Here is a 23,647-nt window from a genome sequence, read left to right on the forward strand (position 1 = left end):
GAGATGGAAGATTATAACCTTAATCACTACATACAACATTTTGATGAGATTGAAATTGAATATTTAGAATATTACAATGAGTGTAAGTATATAGAAGCTATCTCAGATGATTCTATGGAAGAAATTATTTTTGAGTCAGAGAATCTTTAAGCGCATGATTAACGAGTAGATTTGAAAGTTCAAAACTAACATCAACAAATTCTAGTTGAGATAAATATTTCATTTTTTTTCTTTCATCTACACTATCAATTTTGATAATTATGTAGGCATCATTATCAAAGTTAAGTATTGCCTCACTAATAAGTCGCTTATTATGTTCGTCACTGACTGTTATAATAATCGCTTTTGCTTCATGTACTGCTAAAGATTCTAATACAGGTAATTTGTTTAAATGACCGAAATATGCCATATACCCAAGTTTTCTTGCAAGAAGTACATGTTTTAGATTGTCAGATATAACTACAAACTCAGCTTCTCTTGTCTTTAACTCTGCTGTTACTCTTCGTCCTAAAGTAGAAAATCCAGCTACAACTATATGCTTTTCTAGTTCAATAGGTGTAATAACATCTGATTCATAAAATTCTTTTTCAAAATATGATGAGAGTTTATAGATATGGCTTAGTACAAAGGGAGTAAATATCATAGAGATAACGCTTACTAAAATTAAGAAACTAGCCATTTCTTGAGCAATAAGTTGATGTGTACCAGCAATAGCCAAGATAGCAAAGGAAAATTCACCTATTTGAGCCAATGAAAGTGCTGTTTTTGCAGAGGTATTTTTGTCTGAGTTCCTTCGAATAATTAGGTAAATAACAAGAGATTTAAAAAGCATTGTTAAAACAAATATAAAAAGAATAATGTGAAAGTTTTGTACAAAGTAAAGGAAGTCGATTTTTGTTCCCACACCAAAGAAAAAGACACCAAGAAGTAAATCTTTGTAACTGCTAATATCTGATTCCACTTTAACATTGTATTTTGTATCGGCAATTATCATTCCTGCTATAAAGGCACCTAACGAATATGTAAAACCTATTGTGTGTGCAAAGATAGAAGCTCCTATAACTATCGTAAATACAGAACCTAAAAAAAGTTCTTCAAGTTCTGTTGTTGCAGAAAATTTAAAAAGTAAGTTAACTATTTTTTCTCCAATAGTAAACATGAAAACAACAATTAAAATAGCAGAGATAACTGTTTGGAGTAAAACTTCACCTAATGATAAACTGCTATTTGATAAAAATGTCATAAGTAATAATATAGGAATAACAGCTAAGTCTTGAAAGATAAGAATTCCCATTGCCTTTTGTCCATAGGGAGTAATAATATCTTTTGAGCTCTTTAAATATGTTAGGACTATTGCTGTGGATGAAAGTGAAAATGCTAAAGATATTATAAGTGAGGTATTGAAGTCAAGTTTAAAAACATAATGAGAGAGTAAGAATATCACAATTATACTCAGTGTCATTTGTAATAAGCCATTTGAGAGAAGAATCTCTTTCATTTTTTTTACTTTACTTAGGCTTAGTTCAAGACCTATAGTAAACATTAAAAAGACTATACCAAATTCCCCAATAAGATTAAGTGAGTCAATTTGCAAACCATTAAACCCAAAAATGTAACTGATTAAGGTACCTGTAAAAATATAAGCTATTATGTGTGATATACCAAATCTTTTTAGAAGAATACTTAGTAACGTAGCTATTGCTATCGTTAAAAATATTGCGAGTAATAAATTTTCCATAAATAGATTATAATATGTTTTACATATACTTTAAAAAAGACTTATACATTATATGGCATTTCTTAACATTCTTAAAATTTTTGGAGTAACAGCCAAATCAAGAGCTGTAAAATCATCTGGATTTTGTATGCTAGCATCTGCTCCTGCATCTAAAAGCATTTTAACCATACTTTCTTTCCCGCTAGAAGCTGCATACATAAGTGATGTAACGCCATTAACATTTAACGTATCTATTTCTATTCCAGTATCTATAAGTAGTTTTACAAGCTCCTGATTTTCACTAAAGCAAGCAAGCCAAAGTGCCATATTACCATCTATGTTTTTTAGGCTAATGTTTGCTCCTGCATTTAATAAATCAGATACGAGTTCAATGTTTCCTTCTCTTGATGCTTTCATTAAAGCACTGTTACCATAATTCCCTTGAAAATTTAAATTTTCTGGATTGTAGTTATTTGACTTTAACCACTCTAGTGTTGATACATTCATATTGATATCCTCGCTTTTTTGATTTTAGATAACTCTTGAAAGAAGCAACCATTCTTATAGTAATAAGTATTATTTCTATGTTCTATATTTTTGCTTTTAACTTGTTTTATTAAGTTTATATTTTTGACATCAACTTCATAATGTTTATCGCAATGAGTACAAAATAGTCTGGCTTTCATCTATAGTCCTTTACATAGTTTTAAATATATATGCATATATCAATCTAATTACTAGAATGAAAATTGCAATTAGAGCAATATGATAAATAAATATGAATCTTTTAGTGATATGATAGACTATTCTAACGACATGATTTTTATCATACGAATAGACAATGGTTATATAGATTATGTAAATAAAACAACAATTGACAATATTGGCTATACGCTCGAAGAGATGAATGAAATTGGAATTGATAAATTTAGAAGAACTATAAACAATGATGAGCCTTTTTTAAATCATCTTCAAGAGATAAAAGAAAAAGATAGCTTAATAGACTATGCCTATATTATAAGAAAAGATGGTACGGAACTTCCAATAGAGGTTAATTCGAAATTTATAAATAAAAATGGTATAGATTATAACTTAGCTATTGTTCGTGATATTACAGAACCCTTAGAAGCGAAGAAAAAACTTGAATCCTTAAATACAAATCTTGAATTACTAGTTGTAAAAAAAACAGATGAACTGCAAAAAAATATAGCATTTTTAAAATCTTATAAGAATGCTATTGATGAATCAAATATAGTATCTAAAAGTGATTTAGATGGATTTATAATATATGTAAATGATAAATTTTGTGAGGTAACAGGATATACGAGAGAAGAAGTGATAGGTAGGCCACATAGTATCGTTAGGCATCCTGACACAAAAAAAGAAATATTTATAGAAATGTGGGGAAATCTAAAATTAAGAAAAATATGGAAAGGTATTTTAAAAAATAAGAAAAAAGATGGCAGCCACTACTGGGTAGACATAAGTATTATTCCAATAATAGACGAGAAGAATGAAGTCTATGAATATATGGCAGTTCGTCATGAGATTACTAAACTTTTTGAACAAAGAGAAGTTATTGAAAAAATAGCCACTACTGATTCATTAACAAATCTCGGAAATAGATATAAATTGATACAAGACATAGAATCCATTGAAAATCCATCCATAGCGCTTCTTGACATAGTTAGATTTAGTGAAATAAACGATTTATATGGAGATGCTTTTGGTGATATGATTCTCAAAGAGTTTGGAAACTCCATAGTGCATCTAATAAAAGACAAGTCAACTCAACAACTTTATAGACTTCATAATGATGTATTTGCAATTTTAAATTTATCGCTTGAAAAAGATGAGTTTATTAATAATATTGAAGAATTAATAAAAAAAATTGAGAATATTACTTATAAAGTTGAGAATAAAGAAGTCATTCTTAATATAACATCAAGTATATCTTTTGAAAAAAATAACCTTTTTATTACAGCAGATATGGCTATGAAAAATGCTAAGAAAAATAGAATAAATCTGGTAGTTTATGATGAAGAACTCAATCTTGATGCACAGTATGCAAATAACATTAAATACACAAATAAGATTAGAAAGGCAATAGAGAATGACAACCTTGTCCCTTATTATCAAGCAATAGTTAATAATAAAACAGGAAAATGGGAAAAATATGAAAGTTTAGTTCGTATGAGAGATGAAGATAAAAAAGTAATAACTCCTTTTTTCTTTCTTGAGATTGCTAAGCGAACAAAGTACTATGAGACTTTAACTAAAATTGTCATTAAAAAATCATTCGATACTTTTAAAAATTCTAACAAAGAATTTTCTATTAATCTGACTATAAAAGACATTATGAATATAAATATACAAGAGTATATTTGTGAGATACTACAAGTTTATAATATTGGTAATAGAGTAGTTTTTGAGATTGTAGAATCTGAAGGTATTAACAATTTTGATGAGGTAAATACTTTTATAAATAAGGTAAAAAAACATGCTTGTAAGATAGCAATAGATGACTTTGGTACAGGTTACTCAAATTTTAACTACCTACTTAAGCTGCAAGCCGATTATATTAAAATTGATGGGTCGCTTATTAAAGATATATATACTGATAAAAATGCAAAAATTTTAGTCAAAACTATAGTGAATTTTGCAAAAGAACTCAATATATTAACAATAGCAGAGTATGTGGAAAATAGTAAAATTTATGAAATTGTTAAAGAGCTAGGTGTGGATTATTCACAAGGATACTACTTCAGTGAACCTACTAAATTTCCAAGTTTTGATAAATAATTTTAAGGGAGATATAAAATGGAAGAATACGTATTGAAAAGTGATGATTTTTTAGTATCACTAACGGATGAGAAGGGAGTTATACTTTTCGCAAATGATGATTTTTGTGAGATTGCAGGCTACTCTATAGACGAGCTTATTGGTAAAGATCATAATATAGTTAGACATAAAGAGATGCCTCGTGCAGCTTTTAAAGATTTATGGAATACTGTTAAACGTGATGAGATATGGAATGGTTATGTGAAAAACAGTACAAAAAGTGGAGGCCATTACTGGGTATACGCTACAGTCTATCCTATGTACGATAATGTCACAAAGCTAAAAACATATATGTCATGTAGAAGAAAACCTTCTAAGCAAGAGATAGAAGAAGCTCAAAAACTATATACAACACTGAACTAGGATAATTTTATGAATATATTACAAAAAAACACTATATTAGTAATCTCTTTTATTTTACTACTAGCTTCTCTGTTTCTTACAGATTCTATAGTTATTCACGTTGGACTTCTTATTATTGTTTCAGCAATAGTAATTATTTTATTTAATCTATCTACATCAAACACAAATATATTAAAACTTATAGAATCAATAAATGAATTATTTTATTTTAAAAGAAATAAGATTACAGTTAATGAGGAGTCGAGTAACGTTGTTGAGCAAGAATTAAATACACTTATTAAAAAATATGAACATAGCGTTATAGAAGATACAAAAGTTGCAGGAGAAATGGTTTTAATTGCTAATAAGGTTTCAAAAGGACATTATACTTGTAGAGTAAAGTCAGATTCAAGAACCCCTTATGTACATGTACTTAGAAATAGTATGAACAATATGTTGGAATCTTCTGAGACCAACTTAGATAATGCTATCGCAACGTTACAAAGTTTTTCAAATGGAGCATTTCAAACAAGAAGTGTTGTAACCGTTGAAGCAAAAATGGCTGATTTACTAAACAATATTAACATACTTGGAGAATCTCTTGAAGATATGCAAACAGAAAATAAAGTTTCTAATCAAACTATTTTAAAATCTTCAAAAACTCTCAATAAAACGATAGAGAATATTACCGATACGACTATAATAGATTTTAAAGATATGATAAATCATATTGTACAAAGAATTCATAGTGTTTCTCAAAAAGAGAATGAGATGGTTGAGAACCTTCAATCAATAGTACTACATGCAAATGAGACTAAAACTATTTTATCCACTATTGGAGATATTGCAGACCAGACAAATCTTTTAGCACTTAATGCTGCTATTGAAGCTGCTCGTGCTGGTGAACATGGCCGTGGATTTGCTGTTGTAGCCGATGAGGTTAGAAAACTAGCAGAGAGAACTCAGAAGAGTCTCTCTGAAACTACAACAACAACTAATGTACTTATTCAATCTATTTCAGATAGTTCAGATACGCTAAATAAAAATGCTAAAGAGGTAAGTGACATTTCTAATGCCGTCAATGACGTAAGTAATAAAATGGATGAAATAATTGTGACTCTGAAAAATTTAATAGATTGATTTTGAAGTACTAGTATAATAGTTGCATTAGAAGATAAAAGGATAAAAAGTGGAAATATTATTTTATTGTCAAAGTTGTAATGAAAAAATTACAACTGATCAGTTATCTCTGTTAAATGAGGGAAAGTGTCCAAAATGTCATTCAATAGAAGGTTTTTCAACTGCTCCCAAGGGTGAAAATGATTCATTTGAGACTCTGAGAGTTATTAATGATGTGGAACTGCTTGAAAAGAGTTTTGAGTAGCTAAAATTTAAATTTTACCCCAACTAAGCCATCTTTTGGCATAGGTAAATCACAGTGAAAATCTCCAAATATTTTGAGCTATAAGTAAGTCTAAAACGTGTTACAGTTTTTAAAAGAGGGATGTTAAATATCATGCCGATTAGAATGTAGGCATATCCATTTTTACGTAAAATATCAGGAGTGAAAATATTATGTATAGTGATATATTCGTTGTGTTTGTCAAAACAAAGCATCCCTTACTATGCCAACGACATGTTTGCAAAACCAATGGATTTGTCATTTTGGATATGCTTTATTGAGATTAGGTATTAGTTTCGATTCATTAGATTGTATTGATTCATATTTTGTCCTTTATATGCATTCTATCGAATCAAAAAAGTTCAAAATAAACTCACCTAGTCAAATACTATAGGTAAAAATTATGTAGTTTTCAACAAGCCTATTTTAGAAATACTTTCAGTTGAAAATCGATACTAACTATGTGACGTTTGAATTTATCATAAGCATAGTCATTAATATATGATTTTCCAAACTCAGGAACTTCTTTTGCCTTTTCATAAAAGTACTGCATCTCATAAAGAGTACGGTTATGTCCCTTAATATACTCTTGAGTATCATAGAATTCATGTATATTCATAATCTCTTCTTCAACTTTAAAATGATCTTTTGCATACTCTATTATATTATCAAATAGAGTCATGAATTTATCACTATCACAGTTTTTAATATCAGATAAAAGCAGTAGAAACTCATTGTGCATTGTATTAATAAGTACAACATTTACATTTAGGTTATTGTTCATTTTAAAATCCTTAAGGTCTATTATTTATTATAGTAAATGCATAAAATATACTAGAATAGGACTTAGGTGTTTATTGATTTTCTTTTAGAAACATCGCTAGTTGAGAATCTATATTTAGAATATGGCGTCTAAATTTATCATAAGCGTATTCGTTTATATATGACTTTCCAAATAGAGGTATTTTTTGTGCCTTTTCATAAAAGTAAATCATCTCAGATAGTAAGGATTCATGTTCATTTAAATGTTCTTGTTTGTCATAAAAGTCATATTTAGTCATAAGTTCTTCTTCTGTTTTAAAGTGATTTTTTGTATGTTCAATCATTTTGAAAAAAAGTTGCATAAATTTTGGGTTATCTTTACAATTTTTCATTTCATCGAGAATCTCTTCAAATTCATGATGCAATTCATCCATAAATGCTACATTTAATTTCAATTCATTTTGTATAGGCATATTATAAAAGTTCCCTTATTGAGTTGTATTCATCATTCGTAAGTTCAAAGTCAAATGCACTTAAGGCATCTTGCATGTGAATAGGACAAGTTGTACCACTAAGAGGTATAATTCCTTCATATGAAAGGTAATTAAATAAAATTTGAGGCTCACTTTTTTTATATTTAAGTGCTAACTTAATAATAGGTTCACTTACTAAGAGATGAGGATTTGCTGGGAGTGACCAAAAGCTTTGGTATATAATATTATGCTCTTTACACCAAGCTCTTATCTCCTTATCATAATCGGTATCAGCATAAAATCTATTTTGCACAATAGATGGTTTAATTGTTGATTCTTTATATAATTTTTTTAAGGTAGCTAAATCATCACAATTACTGATTCCTAGTTGCAATGCTTCTTTGGCTTCATATATTATTTCCATAGCATTCCATGCTTCAAAAAGTTTTGAAGGAGGAAAAGGAGGTGTATGTAAGATAAGAGAATCAACATAGTTAGTTTGTAAGTTCATTTTAGAAACTTCAAAAGATTCAGCTATTTGTTTTTTAAGGCTAGCATATTTATCATAGGGTGCGCTACTTATATCTTGTCCTGCAAGGGGAGTGAATTTTGTTTGAATAAATAACTCATTACGTTTAATACCTTTTTTCTCAAGTATGTTTATAGCTTCTCCAACGCTCTCCTCTTTATAATGTTTTGGTTGGCAAGCAGTATCTATCGCACGAAAACCAGCTTCTACAGCTTGGACAATTAGTTCTGTTGTAGCATCTTTTTTCCATGCAGTACCATATATTATTTTAGGCATGCCTATTGTTTTTTTCTTAATCATATTTATTTAAATGCAATAACTATTCTAGGATCTAGAATAGTTATTGCATTTCATTGGTTAACTAAACTCCAAAGGAGTAATTGATGGTTAATAGAGCCAAAATTAAAGAGTTAATGAATGAGAGTGCTTGTTCGCATTCTAAAGATAAAAAACCAGGGGCAGGTTGTGATATGCCAAAGCCAGGTTTAGCTGCTGGTGGATGTGCATTTGATGGTGCACAAATTTCACTTTTTCCTTATTCTGATGCGGTACATTTAGTTCATGGTCCTCAAACGTGTTTGGGTGCTTCATGGGAAACACGTGAGACTCTCACATCCTATAAAGGTCGCGACCATACATATATGGGCTTTACAACTGGCATAACTACTAATGATGTCATTTTTGGTGGAGATAAACGTCTTACTGATTCTATAGACTATATTATTCGACACTACGCTCCTGAAGCAATTTTTATATACTCAACTTGTGTTACTGCAATGGTGGGTGACGATATTGACACAACTTGTCAACTTGGGTCTGAGAAACATGGGATTCCCATAGTACCAGTTCATGCTCCTGGTTTTGTTGGTGGGAAAAATCTTGGTTCGCGTATAGCAGGTGAAGCAGTTTTACAACATCTCATCGGTACAAAAGAGCCAGAACTTACAACTCCTTATGACATTAACCTTATTGGTGATTACAACGTAACGGGTGACATGTGGCAGTATCTTCCAATCTTTAAAAAAATCGGTATTAGAGTTTTGAGTTCTATGAGTGGTGACGGACGTGTTGGCGATATAAGAACAGCGCATCGTGCAAAACTCAATGTGATTGTTTGTGCAAAATCACTTATAACATTGTGTCGTAAAATGCAGGAAAACTATGACATCCCTTGGATATCAGTTTCATTTTATGGAAAACGAGATACTACCTTTGCTATTCGTGAGATAGTCAAAGCGTTAGGTAATGAAACATTGATTGCTAAAGCTGAAAAGATTATTGCAGAGGAAGAAATGAGACTTGAAGAAAAGTTGTTGCCTTATAGAGAACTATTCGCCGGTAAAAAAGCTGTTTTAAACACTGGTGGTAACAAAGCCTGGTCCATAGCATCAGGACTTCAAGATTTAGGGATTGAAGTTGTTGCTACGTCTATTCGTAAATCAACTGAAGATGACATTGCAAAAGCAAGAGAATACCTTGGTCCCACAGGCTTACTGATGAAAACACCAGCCTCAGAACAAGCTAAAGCTATAGATGAAAGAGGCGCACACATTTTACTCGCGGGTGGTCGTAGTCTTTATACTGCAATCAAGAAAAAAATATCTTTTATCGATGTAAACCAAGAGAAAAAAGTGAGTTATGGCGGTTATGGCGGACTTCTTAATCTTGCAGAAGATTTAAAATATGCCTTTGCAAACCCTGTCTTTGCAAATGTATCTAAACCTGCACCATGGGAGGTTCAGTAATGGAAGCACAAAAAAAAATAGCCCTAAGTAAACGTGAGCATAAACCACTTCAAGTAAACCCTATAAAACACTCTCAGCCTATGGGAGCAGCATTAGCATTTATGGGTATAAAAAATTGTATGCCACTGATGCATGCATCACAAGGATGTGCATCATATACAAAAGTTTTTTATACTCGTCACTTTAACGAGCCAATAGCTATGTACAACACTTCGGTAAGTGATATTACTGCGATTTTAGATGGTGGTGATTACTCAATCCTTATGGCAATAGAGAACATTACAAAAAAAAATAAAACACTTAAACCTGAACTCATAGGTCTACATACAACTGGTTTAACTGAGACAAAAGGTGATGATGTACGTAGTATTGGAACTCATATAGAGATACCTTATTGTTATGTTAATACACCAGATTATGAAGGTGGTATGGAAAGCGGTTGGGCATTAACGGCAAAAGCTCTTATAAGCCAACATACACAAGAAACTACTGATATAAAGTCAAATAAGCTACTTATCCTACCCCATGTAAGTATGCAACCTATTGAGGTGGAGAAGATAAAAGAGCTTTGTGATGGGTTTGGATTTGAGACCTATGCTCTTCCAGACTTATCTACTTCGCTAGATGGTTATTTAAGTGAGGGTCAAGGAAAACTTGGAACAGGAACTATAAGTATAGATGATATTAGAGAACTTGCAAACTCTGCTACTGTTATAACTATTGGTAGTTCTATGCAAATTGCGGCAAAAGCATTGTTAGAAAAAAATGAGAAAATAAATCACATACATTTTAATCATCTTATGGGACAAGAAAACAACGACAATTTTGTAGCTTCTTTGATGAAAATACGACAAATCGAACCAAGACCATTAGTAAAACGTTGGAGAGGAAGACTTCAAGATGCAATGCTTGATAGTCATTTTTTGATAGGATCTTCTCACTTCGTCATAACTGGTGAACCTGATATGTGCGTAGGGATGTGTGAGTTACTTCAAAGTGTTGGTGCGACTATAGACGCGGTAATTGCGACAAACTACGCATCTATTTTAGAGACAATAAAAGCTGATAATATTTTTGTCGGTGACTTAGAAGATGCTGTCATACACTTTGAAAAAGCTGATTTAGTGATTAGTAATTTTCATGCAGAACGATTATTGCACTCTCAAGAAAAACGCACAGCTTTAATGTTGAGAGGTTTTCCAAATTATGAAGAGTTGGGTAATCAACTCAAAAATGATCAACTTTATGAAGGAAGCACACAGTTTCTTTTTGAAGTTGCGAATGCACTCCGTCATGTAAAACATGAACACTAAAATTTATAAAAAAGGTAGTTTGCAATGAGTGAGTCAACAAAAATAACAGTTCAAAGTTCAGATGGTTTAGAGAATGCAATAAAAGTGGCATTTGCTTCAAAAGATTTAGAAAATATAAATGCACATTTTGGTGGTGCAAAAGAGTTTGTAGTTTACGATGTCTCTAAAGAGGGCTTTAAATTAAGTGGTGTTATTAAAACTGATACATCAGAACTTAATGGTGATGATAAAACAGACTTTAAAGTTAAAGCATTATCTGGCATACATATTATGTATTGTGAATCTATAGGTGGTACAGCAGCTGCAAAAGTCATTCGTGGTGGAATTAATCCTATGAAAGTTACGGAACCTCGTAAGATAGAAGATGTATTAAGTGAACTCGTAACTATGATTAATGGTAATCCACCACCATGGGTTAAGAAAATCATGAATATACAAACTACGCAAGACCCACGTTTAGAACGTTGGACAGCAGAATAATTAAATAAAATTTAGAGAAATTACATTAAGGAAAAAAAATGAGCGAAGTATTAAAAGAAAACAGTCCGTTTACAGAAGAGTTGATTCGTCAACTAAGAGCGATAGATCAGTTTGGTAATTGGGCAAAGTTAAGTGATGAAGAGGTTTTATCCAAGATATATGTTAAGACAAAAGAAGATTTAAGGGCGATTCCAATCATTGCAGATATTGATGAGATGCTTATCGGGCAAATCAAGATGATTTTTAAAGCTGTAGCACTTCAGTTTGAGCGTAAAACGGGTGTTATGTGTAATGTTGTTATGGAGATGAGTCATGAAGGATTTGGTCGTTGTATTGTCATTGCTGGTCGTATAGTTTTAGTAGATAAATACTTTAAAGATGCACATAGATTTAGTTTTAGAACGATGGAAAAACTTTTAGAAGAGGGCGATAAATATTTAGCTAGCTCTTTTTCAACATATGAACAATATAAACCTTGTATACCAAAGGATTAATAGATGGCAAGTGTAGGTATATTTGTAGGAAGCAGTAGTGGTACAACTCAAGAAGTAGCTGAAAAATTAGAAGAATTATTTGAAGATTCTGAATTAATAAATATGGAAGAAGACTATGATGATTTAGAGCAGTTTGATAGTTTTGATGTTTTATTAATTGGTACTTCAACTTGGGGTCAAGGCGATCCACAACGTGACTGGGTAGATCCTCTTTTTGAAATGGAAAATGATGAGCCAGATTTTAGCGGTAAAAAAATTGCATTTTTTGGTGCAGGGGATCAAGATAGTCATCCTGAGGAGTTTGTAAGCGCTTTAGGAAAAATGAAAGACCTTTTTACGAAATTAGGGGCAAATACTGAATTTGGAGAGTGGTCTACAGATACTTATGAGTATAAATACTCATTTGCGGAGCGTGATGGTAAATTTTGTGGGCTTGCGATTGATAATATGAATCAAAAAAATTTAACCCAAGAAAGAATAAGTGCTTGGGCATCTCAAGTTAAGAGTGAAATGAGTTTATAAAATTTTTAAATAAAGGATTAGATATGAGTAAATATAAAGAATTTCAGGCACTAACAGATGCAGAAGACTATTTTGACTTCTTTGAACTTGAATATGATGAACGAACGGTTTATGTTAAGCGTTTTCATATACTGAAAAAATATGGTGAAATGATAGAAAAAGGTAAAGAAAATGTGATGACTGACGAAAGTAAATTACTTGACTTTTATAAATTTGCTCTCATTAGTGTATATAAAAATTTTGAAAATGGGTATACACCATCTGCCGCGGATGTATGGTCTATGTATGATAATCCTAGTGCTTGTGGAAGCTGTTCTACTTCAACTGAATGTAACGATGTAGAGGAGGTAACAAATGGAACTCACTCATGCACAAGCCAGCCAAGTATCAGCTTCAACTAAGGACGAAATCCTACCAGCATTTCGTTTAGGTCAAAGAGTTCGTATGACTAAATCCATACGAAATGATGGTTCAAACCCTTTTAATGAACCAAATGAGATCTTAGTTCCAGCAGGAGCTGAGGGTTATGTGAAGTTTATTGGCGATTGGTTACAAGTTATTCGTATATATGAAGTTCACTTTATAGAAGAGGGTGATACTTATGGATGTAGAGAAGCTGAACTAGAATCTATTGATGATCTTGATGGATATGATGAAGTAGAAGAAGAACTTCGTTGGTTAAAAGAACATCGTGCGCAAAAAGCAGCTACAACAGCTGCAAAGTTGCAATCTCAAAAAGAAGGAGACTAGAAGCTTTTTGTGAATTGACAATCGTTTAAATACGAACCATAAGTATTTAATCGTAATGAAATGAAGGAGATAGAATGGTAAATGTTATTTTTTGCGGTTTCGGTGAAGAAATGGACAAACGTGTAGTCGCTAAGCAAGGCGATCTACTTTTGCGTGTTGCCCAAAATAATGGTGTAGTTATTCCAAATGAATGTAAAGATGGGTTATGTGGTAGTTGTGCTGTTAAAGTTGAAGAACTTGAGGGTGAACTTATCGATACTGGCTTTAAAAGTGAAGTTGACCCTGATGCGTGGGATAAAGATAAATACACTACGTATATGGATGACAAAGAGCTTAACACTCTTGTTGAAATGGGAGCTATCAGTAAAAAAGAAGCTGAATCAGCACAACAATATGTACAACAAACGCCAGTGAGACTTGCTTGTCAATGTGTCATTAAAGGCTCAATACTTGTTAAACCATTTGAGTAAACGTAAACTAAATTAACTTAAGGATAAATAATGACAACACGAGTAGAAATTATAAATGACTTTTTGGCTTTAAATGTAAAGCCAGGTAAAACAATACAAGATATTGTTGAAGCTTCAGGTAGTGCTCTTCCTTTTGGTTGTAGAGATGGTGAGTGTGGCACTTGTATCGTTTCTATTGAATCAGGAATGGAATTTTTAAGTGAAGTGACTGAAAAAGAGAAAACAGTTATGAAAATGTTAAATGAGCCTAGTCCAAAAGCACGTTTATCTTGCCAAATGAAAATTATTGAACCTAATGGTTTAATTCGTATTAAATACTAAAACACTTTACTCCTTTATGGAGTGAAGTGTCTCTTAACTTACTCTTAAAATCCAAAATCACAACATTTTTTCTAGAACAATATATGCAGGTGTATGGATAGTAATCAATTATTATTCTGAAAGATAATAAAATAAAATATATAATATACTAAAGAAGAAGAATTTATGAAACAGCAATTTAACTTTAAACAGAAGCAACTACCTAGGTTGTCTATGCAGACTTGGCTACCATTGTTACAGTGTTCTTTAAGTGACTTAGATAAACATATTCAAGTTATTACAAATGAAAATCCATGCTTGGAAGTTGAATCTGGATTTGAAGTACCTGAGAGTTCAACTAGTACTTCTCATAATACTTTTATTGAGTACCAAAACCATGTTTCAAATTCATCTACTGATGAAATAGGGTGGATGAGCGTATCTTCGCAATCTCTTTATGAAATATTAGATGATCAAATTAGTGCACCGCTTTTTCCTACACCCATATCTCAAAAAATAGCTAAGCAGATTATATTTTACATTAATGAGGAAGGCTACTTTGAAGGCGATGTTAAAGAGATCGCTCTACAGTGCGAAGTAGATATATATAAAGTTGAGCAAGTACGTCAACGTTTTGCTTACCTTGAGCCAATAGGAGTGGGAGCAGTTGATTATAAAGAGTCTTTTCTATTTCAGTTAAACGACTTTGATATTGATTCTGAGTTAAGTATATTATTAAGTGCCATTATTACTCAGTTTGAAGATATAGAGAAGTTTTTCAAGCATCCAAGAATTCATGAAGCCAAAGAATTTTTAACACGTCTAAATAACCCTCCAGCAATATCTTATATGGAAAGTGAAACTACAGTTTTACCAGATTTATTTGTAGAGTTTAAAGGTAAAGATTTAACAATAAAGGTAAACAATGATTTTTATCCAAATCTTGTAGTAAACCAAGTTGATAAGTATGATAATTTTGCAAAACAGAAGTTTAAAGAAGCTCGCGAACTTGTTAAGCTTCTTGATTTGCGTAAAGCAACGCTCTATAATGTGGCCTTAGTTTTAATAGAAAAACAATACTCATTTTTTATAGGAAGCGAACTAAAACCTTTGAAACTTCAAGATGTTGCGGATGAACTTGGATTTAATGAATCAACAATTTCCCGTGCTATAAGCGATAAGTATCTAGAATGTGACAGAGGTGTATTTTCATTTAAAGATTTTTTTTCAAATGCGATAGGTGAAGTGTCTACTTCAGAAATAAAGAGTTTTATGAAAAGAATTATAGAAGGCGAAGATAAAAAAAAGCCATATAGTGATAAATATTTACATGAAAGTATAGAATCTCGTTTTGGCGTTAAAATGGTACGTCGTTCAGTCGCGAAGTACCGTCAAGAACTGAATATTTCTTCTTTTAAAGAAAGGAAGTTTTTATATATACTTTCTAGCTTGTAGCAGTGCCCATAGAATCGTAATAATTAACATAGAAGATGACAATTTTGTAAGATATGGTTAACTTTTATAAAAATAATATCTAAACTACTAGAATATTAATTGCATTTAAGAAAGTAATATTTAATAAACTATTCAAGGAGCAAGATATGGCTAGAGATAATTTAATTGGTGGAGGATTATGGGAAGAGTATTCACATGAAGTACAGCGTCGTATGGACAATCCAACAAACATGGGTGAAATTACGGAAGAAGAAAAAGGTAATAATGAACTTATTATAGCTGATTTTGGTGCTGAAAGTTGTGGAGATGCAGTACGTTTATACTGGTTAATTGACCCTAAGTCTGATACTATAAAAACGAGTAGATTTAAAAGTTTTGGTTGTGGTACTGCAATAGCATCATCTGATATGATGGCTGAGTTATGTATGGATAAAACTGTAGATGAAGCTCTGGAAATTACAAATATAGAGGTTGAAAAAGCTCTTCGTGATAACCCCGATATTCCAGCTGTTCCTGGTCAAAAAATGCACTGTTCTGTTATGGCTTACGATGTCATTAAAAAAGCTGCGTCAATGTATAAAGGCGTTGATATGGACTCACTAGAGAGTGAGTTTATTATTTGTGAATGTGCACGTGTATCACAAGATACTCTTAAGCAGGTTATTGAATTAAATAAACTTAGTACTATCGAGCAGATCACAGACTATACAAAAGCAGGTGGATTTTGTAAGTCTTGTATTAAACCTGGTGGACATGAAGTAAAAGATATTTATTTAGTTGATTTACTGGCCGAAGGTGTTGAAGAGATAGAAGCTGCCGAAAAAACACGTAAGATTATTGAAGCTAAGGGTAATGGAAACTTTGCTTCTATGAGTCTTGTTCAAAAAATCAAATCTGTAGAATCTATTTTAGAAGAATATATCCGTCCTACTCTAAAAGCTGATGGTGGTGATGTTGAGCTTATTGATGTTAAAGAAGATACTGATGCTTTTGAAGTACTTATTAAGTATCAAGGTGAGTGTATGAGTTGTTCTATGAATACAACGACTACATTAGCAGGTATTCAAGATATGCTTACATTTAAGCTAAAAGCTAATATTAGAGTTATTGTTACATAATGAGCTTTGCAACCAAAGAGGCTACCTTTGCTTACTTAAAACAGTTTCCAAAGTATGCAAAAGATTTTTATCGGTTTAATGGAGATTTTTTTATATCTTCGTTGGGTTTGGGTACATTTAGAAAAGAGCCTTATAGAGAAGAAAACTATATAGTTAATTATAAAGATTCTGTAAAAATGGCAGTTTTAAATGGTATAAATCTTATAGATACCGCAATAAACTACCGCTATCAAGTGAGCGAAGAAGAAATTGGTGAAGCTTTAGAAGAATTGTTTGAAGAAGGTAAAGCTTCAAGAGATCAGCTTATTATTACTTCTAAAGCAGGTTTTTTACCGCTAGAATTTCCTTTTCCAGAAAATCCGTATAAATGGATAACTGAGAATGTCATTGAGAGTGGACTCGCGACAAAAGAAGAAATTATTATAGACCAGCATTGTCTTTCTCCAAAGTATCTTAGGTGGAGTGTGGAAAAGTCTTTAAAAAACTTAAAACTTAAAACCTTAGATATACTTTTTTTACACAATCCTGAAACACAACTAGGCTATGTTGATTATGATACTCTTTTAAAACGTATAGAAAAATCCTTTAAACTCTTTGAAAAACTAGTCCAAGAGGGAAAAATAAAGTCGTATGGTATTGCAACTTGGAATGGTTTTTTATATGAAGATACACATAAAGAGTATATATGTCTTGGGGACATTGTAAAAATTGCACAAAAAGTAGGTGGCAAAAACCATAACTTTAAATATGTTCAATCTCCATTTAATTTAGGAAAACCAGAAGCATATAACTTTACTAATCAAAAAGGACCAGATGGTCGCTACTATACACTTTTGCAAGCTGTAAATGGTTATGGTTTGCAACTTATGGCATCTTCATCTCTGCTACAACTCAATCTCTTTAAAGGAAAGTTTTCTTCAAGGATAGGTGCAGAAATGGGAACAAGTGATTTTAATGATGTCACTTCTGCTTTGCAGTTTGCACGTTCAGGTGGAGTTGTAAGTGCTTTATTTGGAGCAGTAGACCCTAATCATGTAGAAGAAAATCTGACCTTAGCTTATTTACCATCAGCATCTAAGAATAATATGGATGCAGTAATTGGAAAAATAAATGCTCTATGATGTCATAGTTGTTGGTAGTGGAATAGCTGGACTTTTTTCTGCATTATATGCGAAAAAAAATGGATCTAGTGTAGCTATTTTAACAAAGAGTAATCCATTTCGTTCTAACTCCTCTGTGGCATCTGGTGGAATTAATGCTGTTATAAACTTCAGTGAATATGACTCTATATTACACCATATTAATGACACTATCGCTGGCGCGGATGGACTTATAAATGAAAAAAATATTTCTGGTATGTGTCATGATGCAGCAGATATTATAGAAGAATTAAAAACTATGGGCGTTAGTTTTGATTCTTATGAGAATGGAGAAATTATGCAACGCCCATTTGGCGGGACTAAGGCAACTCGGACATGTTATATAGCAGATAGAACAGGAAGTGCTATAGTTCAAAAGCTACTTTTAGAGTGTAGAAATGCAGGTGTTCATATACTCAGTAACCACCAATTTTTAAATATTACTAAATATAAAGAGAGACTTTCTGGTGTTACTGTATTACGTCGTCGAGATTCTCAAGTTATTGCACTTGCATGTAGATCTTTAGTACTTGCTGGAGGTGGTTATGCAGGTATTTATAGGGGACATTCTACAAACTCGCAAGAGAGTTCTGGTGATATTATAGCAGCAGCTCTTAGAGCTAATATGAAGCTTTCAAACATGGAATTTGTACAGTTTCACCCAACTACTTTAGTTACAAATGGAGCCCTAGTCACTGAAGCAGCTCGAGGTGAAGGTGCATATCTTGTAGATGAGAGTGGTGTGCGTTTCACAGATGAGTTGCAAACAAGAGATAAGCTCTCGCGTGAGATAACGCAACATATTTTGAATGGTCATAAGGTATATCTAGATTTTAGACATCTCTCTCCTGAACTTATAGAGACAAAACTACCGTCCACACAGAAAATTGCACTGAACAGTGCAGGTATAGATATCACAACAGAGTTATTAGAGATAACTCCATCTGCACACTATAGCATTGGAGGTATATGGACACGAGGGGACACCTCTACTGAAATCCCAGGTATATTTGCATGTGGAGAATGTGCTGTTACCGGTGTACATGGTGCAAATAGATTAGGTGGTAATTCTCTTTTAGAAGGTATATATTTTGGTCGTTTAGCTGGAAGTGAAGCGGCAAAAAGAGTACGTAGAAATGATTTTTTACCTATTGACTATGCAACAATAAATAAAGAACTTCGTCGTATCGATGTTATTATTGATGGGGAGAGCCATTTCAATATTAATTCAATGCGTAAAAATCTTGGAGAGACCCTCTTTAAAAAAGTTGGAGTATTCCGTGATGAAAGCTCCCTCGTGGATGCTTATGAATATGTAGAGTATCTCTTACAAAAGCAGTATGGAATACATTGTGTAAATAAAGATAGAGAATATAATGTAGAATTATCATCGATCTTGGAATTTCAAAATGCACTTTATATAGCAGAAATTCTTATACTCTCAGCATTAAAACGTGAAGAGAGTAGAGGTGTGCATTATCGTAGTGATTTTCCTATAAGAGATGATATAAAATTCGCTTCTCCATCGTATGTAAAACCCTTGGATGAAAATCTATTTGAAATAACTTTTGAAAATGTAGTCTTAGATGATCTATGGCATAGATTTAAAAAAGTATTTAAAAACTAAAAGGATAAAAAAATGGCTAAAGTAATGTTACGTGAAAATGATAAAGGGCAGATACTGTTTTATCTTGCAAAAAGAGATATGGAAGAGATTATAGAGACGCTAGAATTTGATAGTGATGAGAAATGGGGTGGTAATGTGAATTTGACAAATGGTGATATTTGGTATATAACGCCACAAGCAAAAACACTTCCTGATGAAGTTGTTGCAAAGATTGTTCAACGTGGAGATAATGATTAAAAGAGATCTTAATCTCTTTTAAATATCTATACCATATTTTTTAATCTTATAGCCTATTTGACGTGCTGTCATACCTAGTTGTGTTGCAGCTTTTGTTTGTATACCACGGTTATCTATAAGCGCTTGAATGATAGAAGACTTTTCCATTTCATTGAGACTCATTGTTGTTACCATGGGTGCTGGTGTATGAGAAACTTTTTCTATATCTTGGAACTTTATTGGTTCAATTATTGGTTGCATATATATTTTTTGGTAGTTAAATGGTAATACATGATTTAACATCTCAGGGACTACAACACCATTTGGACAAATAAGAACTAAACGTTCCATTGTATTTTGTAACTCACGTATATTACCTGGCCAAGGATAATTAAGTAAAATCTCTTGTGCTTCTTTAGAAAAACTCATCTGTTTTTTATGCAGTTTCATAAATTTCTGTAAGTAGTGTTCCATAAGAAGTTTTACATCTTCATATCTTTCACGTAGTGGTGGCAAGTATATTGGTATTACATTAAGTCTATAAAATAAATCCTCTCTAAATTCTCCATTTTTTACCATCTCTTCAAGATTTCTATTAGTAGCCGCAACAAGTCGTACATTTGTTTTGATTGTTTTAGTGCCACCAACACGTTCAAACTCTTGTTCTTGTAATATACGAAGAAGTTTAACCTGAAGAGCAGAAGTAATATCTCCTATTTCATCTAGAAATAATGTACCACCATTTGCAAGCTCAAATCTACCCTTACGCATCTCTTTAGCATCTGTAAAAGCACCTTTTTCATGTCCAAAGAGTTCACTCTCTAAAAGGGTTTCACTTATTGCAGCACAGTTTAGTTTTATATATGCTTCATTTTTTCGCTTACTTAAATTATGAACAGCAGTTGCGATAAGTTCTTTACCCGTACCTGTTTCCCCTCGTACTAAGATAGTGGCATCAGAAGGAGAAACAGTTTCAAGCATACTGAAAATCTGTTTCATTTTAGTACTGATACCAATTATATTTTCAAATCTATATTCACTAAGGACTTCTTCTTTATAGTAAGTTTTTAATTCACTAAGAACTTCTTTCTCTTTAGCAAATCTTTTTTGAGTTGTTAAAGTCCCACCACAGAGTGAACCAACAATAGTGAGCATTCTCACAATATCATCAAAGGTTAACACCGAGTCATTAGCTATATTTGCAGAGATTACACCAAAAAGAGATTCATCTTGAATAATTGGCACAGCAATATAAGAGATTGAAGTGGTACTTAACGAGCCCATCTTATTTAAATAATTTATATTATTATGAATATTCTCTATAACTACAGGTTCACAACTCTGCGCTGCTAAACCTGTCGCACCCTCTCCAAGTTTATAGTTAGCTATTTTTTTTTGCTGACTTGATAAGTCGATAGATGCAAAAAGCTCAACACTATTTGCATCTTCTGTAAGTGTAAATAAAGTACATCTATCCAAATAAGAGTTGCGCTTAAGTAGTCTCATACTTTTTTCTATACTATCTAGGATATTAGTAGATGTTGATAACATAAGTGCAATTTCATATAAAAGTTTTATTTCATTGTAGGCAAATGTTAAAGCACAAATTTTACACTCTTCCTTGTTTGGTATGTTTAACTTTTCCATCATGATCTTCCATTTATATATAGATTTATAATATATTATATAGCATTATCTTCTTATCGTAAGCATATTTATGTATAAAATATAATCAATTTTATGATTATATATAGAACAATTTATGCATATGTAATATAAAAAAATAGGATTTAATATGACAATAACAGTACATGGTACATCAACAGAGTTAAGTGGCAAAGAAGTTTTAGTTGGTAAAGAAGCACCAGCAGCAAGAATTACAAAATTAGATGGAACTCAAAATGTAATTGGTATGATTGCTCCCAACACGCAACTCTTGATTTCTATTCCATCGCTTAAGACCGAAGTATGCTCTTTAGGAGCTAAAAAGTTTAATGATTTAGTCAAACAATTTAAAAAACTCGATACCATTATGATTACAACAGATGATTTAGATTTTGTAAAAGAATACGTAGATAAAGAGTGTATCGATTGTGCTGAGATTGTGATAGATAAAGATAGAAATTTTGCTAAAAAATTTGGCTTATTAATTACAGAAGGTAAACTAAAAGATCGCCTAGCGCGTGCTGTTTTTGTTATAGATAGAGAAGGCGAAGTAGCTTACAAAGAGTTAGTTCCTGAGATAGTAGATGAAGTAAATTATGATGCATGTATTGAAGCTATTGATAAAATTGTAAATGCAAAGAAAGAAGGACATGCTCACTCTCACGAAAACTGGATGTCAGTTTAAAATTCACAATGATGAAAGTTTATGAAGATACAGAGTTAACTCCTATAAAAGTAGCCAAGATGAGTGGCTACATAGATTGGTCCTCACAACCTTCAAGCTTCAAGCATTATCCAAATTTCTTATTTAGATACAAATACGAAGAAAATCAACTTTTACGTGCTGTAGAACTTTGTCGTATTATTACATCTCGTACTAGTATTGGTGTAAAGCCCTATTATCAGTTAAACACACCATCGGCTGGCAATTTACATCCCGTGGAACTTTATGTTCAAATTAGAGGAGTTAAAGGTATTTTAAGTGGTATATACCATGTAGATGCTGGAGCATCAGAGATTGTGTTAATAAAAGAGATAGGGTATGCAGGGATAGAGCCTTATGTAGGCTTAAATAAACAACTCACAGGTATGATATTTTTAGTTAGTTGTGTTCCTTATAGAGCGCAATGGAAATATTTTAAACGTTCAATGCGATACTGCTATTTAGATGTAGGACATCAAATAGGATCTATTTTCTCTAGTATGAAACTACACAGACAAAATAGAACAATTTTGTCTGATTTTGACATAGGTACTTTAAATAATTTTATGGGATTCAAAGGTGAAGAGTTTATTACAGCTGTATTTTCATCTGGAAAATCTAGAGATAGTAATGTTGAAAAATTTAAAGAAAAGCTTATGTATGTAACCCCAACAGATTATAGTGAACTATATGAATATCTAGCTGAGAATATATCTACAAATGAAATTTTAAAAAGTGATGTATCAGGTTCTACTGCTAACCTTAAAGAGGTAAATATTTTAAATAGACGTTCCACTAGATATTTTAGTGCAGATGGCCTCTCGAAAATAAAAATAAACTATATTTTAGAATGTATTAATATTGTAAATTATTCTATATATTGTTATAACATTATTTTAAAAGATACATATAAAAAAGCTGGTATTTATATTGGTAATACACTTTTAAAAGAAGGCTATTTTGCAGATAAAATCAGTGCTTTACTGGTTGATCAAAGTTTTGTGAAAAATGGAGATATAATAACAATTATAACTTCAAAACATTTTAGTGCCAATAAACTGATGCAAGCAGGTGCTTTCGCCCATAACCTTTATATGGAAGCTGAAGTTCAAAATATAGGATTTAGTGGTATTGGTGCATTTTACGACAAAAAATTACAAGATTTTTTAGCAATTGATGATTATATACTTTATGTATGTGTAACTGGAGAAGAACAAAAGTAAAAGGACTTTTTATGAATGTGAAAATGAAAAAGATTAAGAACGAAGAAGCAGAAAAAATTTTAAATATATATCGTTTTTTTCAAAAAGATGGAAAGCTATATCTTAATGAAGACACAGAATCATTAGATATGCTGTATGATGCTGTTATAAATGCTATAAATAATTGTGGAGCATTAAAAGCGCAACTTCCATACCAAGAATTTGTTCATCCGTGTAAGCAGGTACTTATGAATGATGCAGGTTGGGTTGGACACTTCCAAGAGAGAGATAATCGTAGGTTCTTTCTTAGTGATATTCATGATTATTTGAAACTACTATATGAGACTAAATAAGAAAAATATAAAGTTAGAATGAAATATGC

General features: G+C 31.9%; 27 protein-coding genes. 21 read left to right on the top strand and 6 right to left on the bottom strand.

Going from position 1 to position 23,647, the window contains the following annotated elements; genetic code table 11:
• Positions 1-124 precede the first annotated feature (124 nt).
• Both ACI9TV_RS08705 and ACI9TV_RS08710 read right to left on the bottom strand, forming a co-directional pair.
• A complete protein-coding gene (locus ACI9TV_RS08705) occupies positions 125-1,738 on the bottom strand; it encodes a cation:proton antiporter (protein WP_415250392.1) in 1,614 nt (537 codons plus the stop codon).
• Between the two features lie 48 nt (positions 1,739-1,786).
• A complete protein-coding gene (locus tag ACI9TV_RS08710) occupies positions 1,787-2,224 on the bottom strand; it encodes an ankyrin repeat domain-containing protein (protein WP_415250393.1) in 438 nt (145 codons plus the stop codon).
• Between the two features lie 258 nt (positions 2,225-2,482).
• Here ACI9TV_RS08710 and ACI9TV_RS08715 point away from each other — a divergent pair, with 258 nt between their 5' ends.
• The 4 genes from ACI9TV_RS08715 to ACI9TV_RS08730 all read left to right on the top strand — a co-directional run bounded on the left by ACI9TV_RS08715 (position 2,483) and on the right by ACI9TV_RS08730 (position 6,284).
• The gene (locus ACI9TV_RS08715; RefSeq protein ID WP_415250394.1) at positions 2,483-4,519 is read left to right on the top strand and encodes an EAL domain-containing protein; all 2,037 of its coding nucleotides are present in this window, start codon (positions 2,483-2,485) and stop codon (positions 4,517-4,519) included.
• Positions 4,520-4,537: 18 nt separating this feature from the next.
• Positions 4,538-4,921, top strand: coding sequence for a PAS domain-containing protein (locus ACI9TV_RS08720; RefSeq protein ID WP_415250395.1), 384 nt, complete (start codon positions 4,538-4,540; stop codon positions 4,919-4,921).
• A gap of 750 nt (positions 4,922-5,671) precedes the next feature.
• On the top strand, positions 5,672-6,040 hold the full coding sequence (locus ACI9TV_RS08725) for a methyl-accepting chemotaxis protein (RefSeq protein WP_415250437.1): 369 nt from the start codon (positions 5,672-5,674) through the stop codon (positions 6,038-6,040).
• A 49-nt stretch (positions 6,041-6,089) separates the two neighbouring features.
• Positions 6,090-6,284 (top strand): hypothetical protein, encoded by a 195-nt coding sequence (locus tag ACI9TV_RS08730; protein WP_415250396.1) that lies wholly within the window; start codon positions 6,090-6,092, stop codon positions 6,282-6,284.
• A gap of 439 nt (positions 6,285-6,723) precedes the next feature.
• Here ACI9TV_RS08730 and ACI9TV_RS08735 read toward each other — a convergent pair whose 3' ends face one another.
• The 3 genes from ACI9TV_RS08735 to ACI9TV_RS08745 form a co-directional block, all read right to left on the bottom strand.
• Positions 6,724-7,086: a hemerythrin family protein gene (locus ACI9TV_RS08735; RefSeq protein ID WP_415250397.1), complete on the bottom strand. Its 363-nt coding sequence runs from the start codon at positions 7,084-7,086 to the stop codon at positions 6,724-6,726.
• 70 nt (positions 7,087-7,156) lie between these two features.
• Entirely contained in the window at positions 7,157-7,537 is a 381-nt protein-coding gene (locus tag ACI9TV_RS08740; protein ID WP_415250398.1) for a bacteriohemerythrin, read from the bottom strand.
• 1 nt (position 7,538) lies between these two features.
• Positions 7,539-8,342, bottom strand: coding sequence for an aldo/keto reductase family protein (locus ACI9TV_RS08745; RefSeq protein WP_415250399.1), 804 nt, complete (start codon positions 8,340-8,342; stop codon positions 7,539-7,541).
• A 107-nt stretch (positions 8,343-8,449) separates the two neighbouring features.
• On the opposite strand from ACI9TV_RS08745, the gene nifE reads away from it, so the two are divergent.
• The 14 genes from nifE (at position 8,450) to nifT (ending at position 19,716) form a co-directional block, all read left to right on the top strand.
• Positions 8,450-9,811 (top strand): nitrogenase iron-molybdenum cofactor biosynthesis protein NifE, encoded by a 1,362-nt coding sequence (gene nifE / locus ACI9TV_RS08750; protein WP_415250400.1) that lies wholly within the window; start codon positions 8,450-8,452, stop codon positions 9,809-9,811.
• Positions 9,811-11,124, top strand: a complete 1,314-nt coding sequence (nifN, locus tag ACI9TV_RS08755; RefSeq protein WP_415250401.1) for a nitrogenase iron-molybdenum cofactor biosynthesis protein NifN — start codon at positions 9,811-9,813, stop codon at positions 11,122-11,124. Before nifE ends, nifN begins: the two co-directional genes overlap by 1 nt.
• A 24-nt stretch (positions 11,125-11,148) precedes the next feature.
• The gene (nifX, locus tag ACI9TV_RS08760; protein WP_415250402.1) at positions 11,149-11,604 is read left to right on the top strand and encodes a nitrogen fixation protein NifX; all 456 of its coding nucleotides are present in this window, start codon (positions 11,149-11,151) and stop codon (positions 11,602-11,604) included.
• A gap of 38 nt (positions 11,605-11,642) precedes the next feature.
• Positions 11,643-12,098 (top strand): NifX-associated nitrogen fixation protein, encoded by a 456-nt coding sequence (locus ACI9TV_RS08765; RefSeq protein ID WP_415250403.1) that lies wholly within the window; start codon positions 11,643-11,645, stop codon positions 12,096-12,098.
• Between the two features lie 3 nt (positions 12,099-12,101).
• Positions 12,102-12,620: a flavodoxin gene (locus ACI9TV_RS08770; protein ID WP_415250404.1), complete on the top strand. Its 519-nt coding sequence runs from the start codon at positions 12,102-12,104 to the stop codon at positions 12,618-12,620.
• Positions 12,621-12,643: 23 nt separating this feature from the next.
• Positions 12,644-13,021, top strand: coding sequence for a nitrogenase-stabilizing/protective protein NifW (locus ACI9TV_RS08775; protein ID WP_415250405.1), 378 nt, complete (start codon positions 12,644-12,646; stop codon positions 13,019-13,021).
• Complete coding sequence (locus ACI9TV_RS08780; RefSeq protein ID WP_415250406.1) at positions 12,975-13,370, top strand: nitrogen fixation protein NifZ; 396 nt, start codon at positions 12,975-12,977, stop codon at positions 13,368-13,370. The genes ACI9TV_RS08775 and ACI9TV_RS08780 overlap by 47 nt, the downstream gene beginning before the upstream one ends.
• A 74-nt stretch (positions 13,371-13,444) precedes the next feature.
• Positions 13,445-13,840 (top strand): 2Fe-2S iron-sulfur cluster-binding protein, encoded by a 396-nt coding sequence (locus ACI9TV_RS08785; RefSeq protein ID WP_415250407.1) that lies wholly within the window; start codon positions 13,445-13,447, stop codon positions 13,838-13,840.
• A 30-nt stretch (positions 13,841-13,870) separates the two neighbouring features.
• On the top strand, positions 13,871-14,161 hold the full coding sequence (locus tag ACI9TV_RS08790; protein ID WP_415250408.1) for a 2Fe-2S iron-sulfur cluster-binding protein: 291 nt from the start codon (positions 13,871-13,873) through the stop codon (positions 14,159-14,161).
• 165 nt (positions 14,162-14,326) lie between these two features.
• Positions 14,327-15,595, top strand: a complete 1,269-nt coding sequence (gene rpoN, locus ACI9TV_RS08795) for an RNA polymerase factor sigma-54 (RefSeq protein ID WP_415250409.1) — start codon at positions 14,327-14,329, stop codon at positions 15,593-15,595.
• A 146-nt stretch (positions 15,596-15,741) separates the two neighbouring features.
• A complete protein-coding gene (locus ACI9TV_RS08800) occupies positions 15,742-16,713 on the top strand; it encodes an iron-sulfur cluster assembly scaffold protein (protein WP_415250410.1) in 972 nt (323 codons plus the stop codon).
• The gene (locus ACI9TV_RS08805; protein ID WP_415250411.1) at positions 16,713-17,834 is read left to right on the top strand and encodes an aldo/keto reductase; all 1,122 of its coding nucleotides are present in this window, start codon (positions 16,713-16,715) and stop codon (positions 17,832-17,834) included. The genes ACI9TV_RS08800 and ACI9TV_RS08805 overlap by 1 nt, the downstream gene beginning before the upstream one ends.
• Positions 17,824-19,479, top strand: coding sequence for an FAD-dependent oxidoreductase (locus ACI9TV_RS08810; protein WP_415250412.1), 1,656 nt, complete (start codon positions 17,824-17,826; stop codon positions 19,477-19,479). The genes ACI9TV_RS08805 and ACI9TV_RS08810 overlap by 11 nt, the downstream gene beginning before the upstream one ends.
• A 12-nt stretch (positions 19,480-19,491) precedes the next feature.
• Positions 19,492-19,716 carry a putative nitrogen fixation protein NifT gene (gene nifT / locus ACI9TV_RS08815; protein WP_415250413.1) on the top strand — a complete coding sequence of 75 codons (225 nt, stop codon included), beginning with the start codon at positions 19,492-19,494 and terminating at the stop codon, positions 19,714-19,716.
• Between the two features lie 18 nt (positions 19,717-19,734).
• Here nifT and ACI9TV_RS08820 read toward each other — a convergent pair whose 3' ends face one another.
• Entirely contained in the window at positions 19,735-21,342 is a 1,608-nt protein-coding gene (locus ACI9TV_RS08820) for a sigma 54-interacting transcriptional regulator (RefSeq protein ID WP_415250414.1), read from the bottom strand.
• Between the two features lie 148 nt (positions 21,343-21,490).
• Between ACI9TV_RS08820 and ACI9TV_RS08825 the strand changes: the two genes are divergently transcribed.
• The 3 genes from ACI9TV_RS08825 to ACI9TV_RS08835 are packed head-to-tail and all read left to right on the top strand — an operon-like array spanning position 21,491 to position 23,618.
• Positions 21,491-22,045: a redoxin family protein gene (locus ACI9TV_RS08825; protein WP_415250415.1), complete on the top strand. Its 555-nt coding sequence runs from the start codon at positions 21,491-21,493 to the stop codon at positions 22,043-22,045.
• An 8-nt stretch (positions 22,046-22,053) separates the two neighbouring features.
• Entirely contained in the window at positions 22,054-23,286 is a 1,233-nt protein-coding gene (locus tag ACI9TV_RS08830; protein WP_415250416.1) for a nitroreductase family protein, read from the top strand.
• A gap of 11 nt (positions 23,287-23,297) precedes the next feature.
• On the top strand, positions 23,298-23,618 hold the full coding sequence (locus ACI9TV_RS08835) for a hypothetical protein (RefSeq protein WP_415250417.1): 321 nt from the start codon (positions 23,298-23,300) through the stop codon (positions 23,616-23,618).
• Positions 23,619-23,647: the final 29 nt, after the last annotated feature.

Source organism: Sulfurimonas sp., assembly GCF_047622445.1.
Classification (GTDB): domain Bacteria; phylum Campylobacterota; class Campylobacteria; order Campylobacterales; family Sulfurimonadaceae; genus Sulfurimonas.